This window comes from Robinsoniella sp. RHS (assembly GCF_001029355.1).
Classification (GTDB): Bacteria; Bacillota; Clostridia; order Lachnospirales; family Lachnospiraceae; genus Robinsoniella; species Robinsoniella peoriensis.
The window spans coordinates 1-7,964 of the sequence record NZ_JNGB01000121.1 but is presented as its reverse complement, the minus strand read 5'-3'; the positions used below and the strand labels follow the sequence as shown (position 1 = coordinate 7,964).

General features: G+C 40.5%; 7 protein-coding genes. 5 read left to right on the top strand and 2 right to left on the bottom strand.

Annotated elements, in window-relative coordinates; all coding sequences use genetic code 11:
- Together RHS_RS24790 and RHS_RS31915 are read right to left on the bottom strand one after the other, a co-directional pair.
- On the bottom strand, positions 1–1,110 hold a 1,110-nt coding region (locus tag RHS_RS24790), incomplete at its 3' end, for a glucose-1-phosphate adenylyltransferase (protein ID WP_047834686.1).
- 223 nt (positions 1,111–1,333) lie between these two features.
- Positions 1,334–1,465, bottom strand: coding sequence for a hypothetical protein (locus RHS_RS31915; protein WP_255348119.1), 132 nt, complete (start codon positions 1,463–1,465; stop codon positions 1,334–1,336).
- A gap of 201 nt (positions 1,466–1,666) precedes the next feature.
- Here RHS_RS31915 and murC point away from each other — a divergent pair, with 201 nt between their 5' ends.
- The 5 genes from murC (at position 1,667) to RHS_RS24765 (ending at position 7,116) form a co-directional block, all read left to right on the top strand.
- Complete coding sequence (murC, locus tag RHS_RS24785; RefSeq protein WP_027295990.1) at positions 1,667–3,046, top strand: UDP-N-acetylmuramate--L-alanine ligase; 1,380 nt, start codon at positions 1,667–1,669, stop codon at positions 3,044–3,046.
- Between the two features lie 303 nt (positions 3,047–3,349).
- Positions 3,350–4,390 carry a DnaD domain protein gene (locus RHS_RS24780; protein ID WP_047834685.1) on the top strand — a complete coding sequence of 347 codons (1,041 nt, stop codon included), beginning with the start codon at positions 3,350–3,352 and terminating at the stop codon, positions 4,388–4,390.
- A 33-nt stretch (positions 4,391–4,423) separates the two neighbouring features.
- Positions 4,424–5,416 (top strand): ATP-binding protein, encoded by a 993-nt coding sequence (locus RHS_RS24775; RefSeq protein ID WP_027295988.1) that lies wholly within the window; start codon positions 4,424–4,426, stop codon positions 5,414–5,416.
- Positions 5,417–5,491: 75 nt separating this feature from the next.
- Positions 5,492–6,664 carry a ribose-phosphate pyrophosphokinase gene (locus tag RHS_RS24770; RefSeq protein ID WP_027295987.1) on the top strand — a complete coding sequence of 391 codons (1,173 nt, stop codon included), beginning with the start codon at positions 5,492–5,494 and terminating at the stop codon, positions 6,662–6,664.
- Between the two features lie 47 nt (positions 6,665–6,711).
- Entirely contained in the window at positions 6,712–7,116 is a 405-nt protein-coding gene (locus RHS_RS24765; protein ID WP_027295986.1) for a bacteriohemerythrin, read from the top strand.
- Positions 7,117–7,964 lie beyond the last annotated feature (848 nt).

Here is a 7,964-nt window from a genome sequence, read left to right as displayed (position 1 = left end):
ATTTGGTTTTAATTTGTTTGGAACTTCTTCGCCTATGCCAAGCACTGCGCCTTGTCCGATTTCCGTGTTCTCAGCTACGATAGAGCGGTCCAGAACAGCACCATCGCCGATCTTGGTTCCCCTCATGATAATCGAGTCACGAATGACAGCTCCCTTTCCGATCGTTACCCCGGCTCCAATGACAGAATTATGTACCTCACCATAAACCTCTGTACCATCGCCGATGATACACCTTTCAATTACCGACTCAGAAGATATATACTGCGGAGGAATAATTTCACTGCTTGTGTATATCTTCCAGAACTCTTCATATAAGTTAAACTCCGGAATGATATCGATCAGTTCCATATTTGCTTCCCAGTAAGAACCTAATGTTCCGACGTCTTTCCAATAGCCGTTATACTCATAAGCTACAAGCTTATCTCCCTTTTCATGGCAATACGGAATAATATGTTTACCAAAATCACAATTACTCTGATCAGACATTGCGATTAAAGCTTCCTTTAATACCTTCCATGAGAAAATATAAATACCCATTGACGCAAGATTGCTCTTTGGTTCTGGCGGTTTCTCCTGAAACTCCGTTATTCTGTTATTATCATCTGTCACTACTACGCCAAATCGGCTTGCTTCTTCCATCGGTACGGGCATAACTGCGATGCTGATGTCGGCATTGCTGGCTTTGTGGAAATCTAACATTACTTCATAATCCATCTTATAGATATGGTCACCTGACAGAATTAAAACATAGTCAGGATTATAATTCTCCATATAGCCCAGGTTCTGGTAAATTGCATTTGCTGTTCCCGTATACCATTCACTGTTGCCACTTTTTTCATATGGAGGAAGTACTGTTACACCTCCGATATTCCTATCCAAATCCCAGGGAATACCAATTCCAATATGCGTATTTAACCGCAATGGCTGATATTGTGTCAGGACACCAACTGTATCTACCCCAGAATTAATACAGTTGCTAAGCGGGAAATCAATTATACGGTACTTTCCGCCGAAAGCCACGGCCGGCTTTGCCACTTTGGCTGTCAGAACGCCCAGACGGCTTCCTTGTCCTCCTGCAAGTAACATTGCAATCATCTCTTTTTTAATCACGCTATCACCTCTCGCTGTAGTATAGTACTATGATGTCAGATGCATCTATAGCCCGTTAACAATCATATTTTCTCATAAATAAAATTGTTAGTTTTTATTATACCACATCTTTCCAAAATAGTGAACATATTTTACAATTTTTTGAAATTTTTTTCTCTCATTTTAGAAGAAATAGCTCAAAATATTGTCTAGCCACTTTTTTCATTCGACATTTCTTTCACATTTATGCTATTTTCCCTTTGTTTTTCCTTTGATCTTTTGTCATATTTTTACATGATTCTTTGTTTTGTTTTAAAAATGCATAAAAATACCGTCGAATATTGTGTTTTTTTAGAATGTGTTTCAGATCTCCCATAGAGTCCCCTCCATGCTGCGAAACCCAGCTTTGTAACGGCAACCGGAACCCGGGAAATCGTCCTTTAATCAGAAAACCTCAAATTTAATCCCCCATAATGTCAAGAAATGCTTTAATTTTTATCCATATGAGGTTATAATGATGACAGAATGCCTTTCACACAGCCTGTGAAAGAGTGATTTTCATAAGGAGAGTATCAATATGTATGAAATAAATTTTAAGCAGCCTATCCATGTACACTTTATTGGTATCGGAGGAATCAGCATGAGCGGTCTTGCTTCTATATTAATAGACCGTGACTTTAAAATCTCCGGTTCTGATGCAAAAGAATCGCCTCTGACTAAATGGATGGAGGATAGAGGGGTTAACGTATACTATGGCCAGCGCGCATCTAATATAGAGGATGGAACAGATCTGGTCGTATATACAGCCGCAATTCATCCGGATAATCCGGAGTATGCAGCCGCAGCCCAAAAGAATATTCCAATGCTGACCCGTGCAGAACTCCTGGGGCAGATTATGCAGAATTACGAAACACCCATTGCCGTTTCCGGAACACATGGCAAAACAACCACAACGTCTATGATTTCCCACATTCTTCTGGCTGCAGATACCGATCCTACCATATCCGTAGGCGGAATCTTAAAAGCGATTGAAGGGAATATCCGCGTCGGCAATTCTGAAACATTTCTGACGGAAGCCTGTGAATATACAAACAGTTTTTTGCATTTTAATCCAAAGATCAGCCTGATTCTGAATATTGATGCAGACCATCTGGATTTCTTTAAGGACCTGGATGACATCCGTAATTCTTTTCGCTTATTTGCCAAAAGACTGCCGGAAGATGGCACACTGATCATCAACGGGGACATTCCCGATTATGAAGAAATTACAAAAGACCTGCCTTGCAAAGTGGTAACCTACGGATTTTCAAAGTCCAGCCATTACAGTGCGGTAAATATCAGCTATGACGCTTTTGCCCATGGTTCTTTTGATGCGGTAAGAGATGGCAAAGTGATAGGGCATATTACTCTGAGTGTTCCGGGAAAGCACAATGTTTCCAATGCACTGGCTTCACTTGCACTTGGTGAATTACTTGGAATTCCTCTGGATAGAATTCAGCAGGGACTGACTGACTTTGGCGGTACCGACAGACGTTTCCAGAAAAAGGGGGAAATCGGCGGTGTAACGATTATAGATGATTACGCACACCACCCCACGGAAATTACTGCTACACTGAACGCGGCACATCAATACCCCCACAAAACTATCTGGTGTGTATTCCAGCCTCATACTTATACACGTACCAAAGCATTGATGGACGATTTTGCAAAAGCGCTGGCTCTGGCTGATAAAGTTGTGCTTGCTGATATCTATGCCGCCCGTGAAACGGATAACCTGGGAATCAGTTCCAAAACCCTTCAGAAAAAAATAGAGGAACTTGGCAAAGAAGCATATTATTTTCCATGTTTTGACGAGATTGAAAACTTTTTGTTAGAAAATTGTATACACGGTGACTTGTTGATAACTATGGGCGCCGGAGACGTTGTAAAAATAGGGGAAAGCCTGCTTGGAGAATAGTTATCCACATTATCCACATGATTATGCACATTAACGTGTATTTTACATGTGGATTTTTTTGTGGATAGCTTGGTTTACATAATTTCGCTGCTGTAATTTTAAAAAATTCGACAATCCCCGACAATTGCACATTTTCTTCTGTTGCACCTATTTTTTTTGTCCCCAAGTTATCCACATTATCCACAATGTCCACAATGGAGAACTTCCCCCTTATCCCTGGAACCCTTGTAAAAACTAGCTGTTCTCTTTTTTTAAAAGGTATGCTATACTGGTTGCATATCAAGAAAATAGCAGGTGAAAGCAATGAATGAAATATCCTTACACATAAATTCCGGCAGCAGTGTTACCATTGTCCAAAATACATTTATCGACAATTACATGCCTTCTGCCAGTGGTGAATTCGTCAAAATATACTTATATCTCTTAAGATGCACCTCTTCTAATATTGGTGTGTCTATTTCGTCTATCGCAGATACTTTCGAACATACAGAAAAAGATGTGAACCGGGCCCTCTCTTACTGGGAAAAGCTTCACTTACTGAAATTGGAACACGATGAAAACGGTGCATTAACCGGAATCTATTTTCTCAGCTCGGCTGATCTCACTTCAGGTGCGGCGACTACATCTGCTTCACTTGAAACTGCGGCCAGCACTGAGCAGCCTAAGCCCGTGAAAAAGGTACTTCCCACCGCCGATAAGGTAAAATCGTTAAAAGAGCAGGAAGATATCCGTCAGCTTTTATTTATTGCAGAACAGTATCTTGGAAAGACTTTAAGTTCCACAGAAGTATCCAATATTCTTTACTTCTATGACGGTCTGCATTTTTCCACCGACCTGATTGAGTACCTGATTGAATATTGTGTCTCCAAAGGCAGCAAAAGTGCCCGCTATATTGAAAAGGTTGCACTTTCCTGGGCAGAAGACGGCATCACTACCGTTGACCAGGCAAAATGCAATACGAATCTGTATAATAAAAATTATTTCACAATTTTAAATACCTTTGGCATTAAAGGACGTGCCCCGGCAGAACCGGAGATTACATTAATGGCTAAATGGCTGGACGAGTACCACTTTACCCTGGATATTATCATTGAGGCATGTAACCGGACTATTAAGCAGACACATCAGCCCAATTTCCAATATGCCAATAAGATTCTGGAAGAATGGAATAAGTCGGGAATCAAACATCTCTCTGAAGTTGCATTATTGGATGAAAAACACCAGAATTCCAAAAAAACTGCTCCTGTTCAGAAAAAAACCGTTGCTTCTAACAATAAATTCAATAATTTCCATCAAAGGGAATATGATTATGACCAGTTAGAGAAACAGTTGCTGAACAGATAAATTTTCATTTTCTAAAGAAGGGAGAACCAGCCTGTGTCATTGAAAAACTCGCAATATGATATGATCATCCGCCAATACCAGAAAAAACAGTTACAGACCAAACACGATCAGGATGCGCGTATCCAGGAGGCTTATGAGAAGGTTCCTGCTCTTCGTGAAATTGATCATCAGATAAGTTCTATCAGTGTCGCCCGCGGGCGTCAGCTGTTATCCGGAGACAGTGATGCACTTAACGGCTTAAAGGAAGACATCCGCCGTTTATCAGACAAGCGTATCATGCTGCTTGTGGAGAACGGGTTTCCAAAGGATTACCTTCTCCCCCGGTATACCTGCCCCGACTGTCAGGATACGGGATTTGCAGATAATCATAAATGTCACTGTTTTAAGCAGGCAGTCATTGATATGCTGTACACCCAGTCTAATTTAAAAGAAGTATTAAGCAGAGAGAACTTCTCTAATTTTTCCTATGCTTATTATTCGGATAAACTGGTCAATCCTTCCACCGGACTGTCTTCTCTGGCAACCATGCGTCAAAATATGGCTGAATGCCAGGAATTTATCCGATCTTTTGATGTAGATTTTAAAAATTTATTCTTCTACGGGGATACCGGTGTGGGAAAAACCTTCCTCTCACACTGTATTGCAAAGGAACTGATCGACACAGCACATTCTGTAATCTATTTTTCAGCATTTGAGCTTTTTGATGTATTTGCAAAAAGTACGTTTGAAAAGGAAGAAGAAGCACAGAATATCCATCCCTATATCTTTGACTGTGATCTGCTGATCATAGACGACCTGGGTACGGAGCTGACTAATACTTTTGTCTCATCCCAGCTGTTTCTTTGTATTAACGAACGGCTTAACCGCAAAAAGTCAACGATTATTTCTACAAACCTGCCCATTAATACATTTGCAGATACTTATTCGGAACGTGTATTTTCCAGGATTACCAGTAATTATATGATGATGAAACTCTTCGGGGACGATATCCGTATACAAAAAAAATTATTCCGGGGAAAGCCTTGACCTATGAAAACTTTGTGATACACTATATGCGTAAGACAATTTCACTGAAATGTGATAAATAACGGAGGAAATATCATGCAATCAACAGAAGAACGCAATCTTGAAACCATTCCTGTCGGCTCACTTGGCATTATTCCATTAGAAAGCTGTAAGACACTGGGAGAAAAAATTAATGCTTATCTGGTAGAATGGAGAAGGGAACGCGATCACGAACATAAGAAAACTATTGCTTTTGAAGGTTATCAGAGGGAGAACTACATTATTGACACCAAAATTCCACGTTTTGGATCCGGCGAAGCTAAGGGAATCATCAAAGAGTCCGTTCGTGGTGATGATTTATATATTTTAGTAGATGTATGCAACTACAGTCTGACCTATTCTCTGTGCGGCCATACCAACCACATGTCCCCGGATGATCATTTTCAGGACTTAAAGCGCATTATTGCAGCCGTGGCTGGAAAATCCAGGCGTATCTGCGTTATTATGCCTTTCCTGTATGAAAGCCGCCAGCATAAGCGTAACGGACGTGAATCACTGGACTGCGCTCTTGCTTTAAAGGAACTGGTCCGTATGGGTGTGGATAATATCATTACTTTTGACGCTCATGATCCCCGGGTCCAGAATGCGATCCCGCTGAAAGGTTTCGAAACCGTACAACCCGTTTATCAGTTTATTAAGGGCCTCTTCCGTGCCCAGCCGGGACTTAAGATTAATAAGGACTCTATGATGATTATAAGCCCGGATGAAGGCGGTATGGGACGTGCTGTCTATATGGCAAATGTTCTGGGATTAGATATGGGTATGTTCTATAAGCGAAGAGATTATACCAAGATCGTAAACGGAACGAATCCGATTGTTGAGCATGAATTCCTTGGCGCGAACGTTGAGGGAAAAGATATGGTAATCATTGATGACATGATTTCCTCCGGTGACAGTATATTAGAAGTAGCTGCAGAATTAAAAAGGAGAAAAGCCAACCGAATTTTCCTGTGCTCTACCTTTGGTCTGTTTACAAATGGACTGTCCAAATTTGATAAGGCATATGAAAATGGTCTTTTCGATCATCTTCTTACAACAAACCTTGTATATCAGACTCCGGAACTTTTACAGAAAAAATACTATGTAAACTGTGATCTGAGTAAATACCTTGCGTATATTATAGACACACTGAATCACGATGCATCGATCAGCAGTCTGTTAAATCCGATTGGACGAATCCAGAACTTTCTGGAAAAACATAACAAGTAATAAATTACAAAAATAAATATAACATATTCACACAAGGAGGTAGTATTATGCAGGCAATATTTGATGAAAGTTTAGTAACAGGCAATGAATTAATTGATGAACAGCACAAAGAACTGATTGGTAAAATCAACGATCTTGTTAAAAGCTGCGAAACAGGGAAAGAAAAAACCACAGCGGTTAAAATGCTGGATTATCTCTCAGATTATACGGATTTCCATTTCAGTGCAGAAGAAAAACTTCAGGAAGAAATCGGATATCCACAGATCAGCGAACATAAAGAACAGCATAAAGCATTCATCCAGGCAATTAAAGAACTGTACGAAATGCTTCAGGAAGAAGAAGGACCTACACCTGCATTTGTTGCAGCTGTGGATAAGAATGTTACCGAATGGCTGTTTAAACATATCAAAGGATTTGATAAAGCAGTTGCGGAGTATGCCAGAAATAACTAATGTGAATTTGCAAAGTGTCTGTTAAGCTTGTATATAGCGGATACTTTGTTTTTGAAAAACGAGAATGTGAGTAAATATACAGTCAAAAAATGGGACTAATATTGGGCAGAATCCAATAGTCCCATTTTTTTTTGCTATCCAGAGACTCCATGCAAGTTAATTATATTCGGGTTTAGATGAGTAATGACGCTTTGTAAATGATAGGTAGTGTACGGAAAGAGAAGGGGATTTGTTTTATATTCTGCAATCAGAAAAAGGAATAGACTTTCATCTTCTATTATGCATAAATTGTCAAAATATACCGCTCTACATCCAATAAAGAACATCCATCTACACCCAGGGAATCTATCATGCTGAGAACGAGTAACATAAAGCAACTGAACTTATCACAGTGATTTGTTTCTTCATTCCAGAAAAAGTAGCAAACTTTCATCTCCTTTTACGCTTAAATAGCCGAAACATACTACGCTACATCCAATAAACAACAGCCTGCCACAGCCCAGGGGTCCGACCATGCTGAGAAATTCAGCTTTGTGGCGGTAACATGAATCTCGGAAAGATGGGAGTGGGAAACTTGTATGGACGGAGGAAGCGTAGAGCAGAGCTGAGTATTTACTTACCTTTCCGGAGTGTTTTTTGGCGGATAGTATTCGACTGGCTCCCATCGGATACTAAGCGGGTACTGAACCGAGAAATGCATCAGGATTTCTCGGTGAATGCCCGCGTGCCGCCAAAAAGCGCTTCGGAAAGGTTAGAAAATACCAGTTCTGCGGCCAGCTGACGGAGTCCATACAAGTTTCCCACTCCCATCTTTCCGTTGCACTATCTCCATCTACAAAGCGTCCCCT

Excerpts from the sequence above, each read along its gene's own strand:
- RHS_RS31915 (WP_255348119.1), bottom strand. The coding sequence starts at position 1,465 with ATGGGAGATCTGAAACACATTCTAAAAAAACACAATATTCGACGGTAT.
- murC (WP_027295990.1), top strand. The coding sequence starts at position 1,667 with ATGTATGAAATAAATTTTAAGCAGCCTATCCATGTACACTTTATTGGT.
- RHS_RS24780 (WP_047834685.1), top strand. The coding sequence starts at position 3,350 with ATGAATGAAATATCCTTACACATAAATTCCGGCAGCAGTGTTACCATT.
- RHS_RS24770 (WP_027295987.1), top strand. The coding sequence starts at position 5,492 with ATGCAATCAACAGAAGAACGCAATCTTGAAACCATTCCTGTCGGCTCA.
- RHS_RS24765 (WP_027295986.1), top strand. The coding sequence starts at position 6,712 with ATGCAGGCAATATTTGATGAAAGTTTAGTAACAGGCAATGAATTAATT.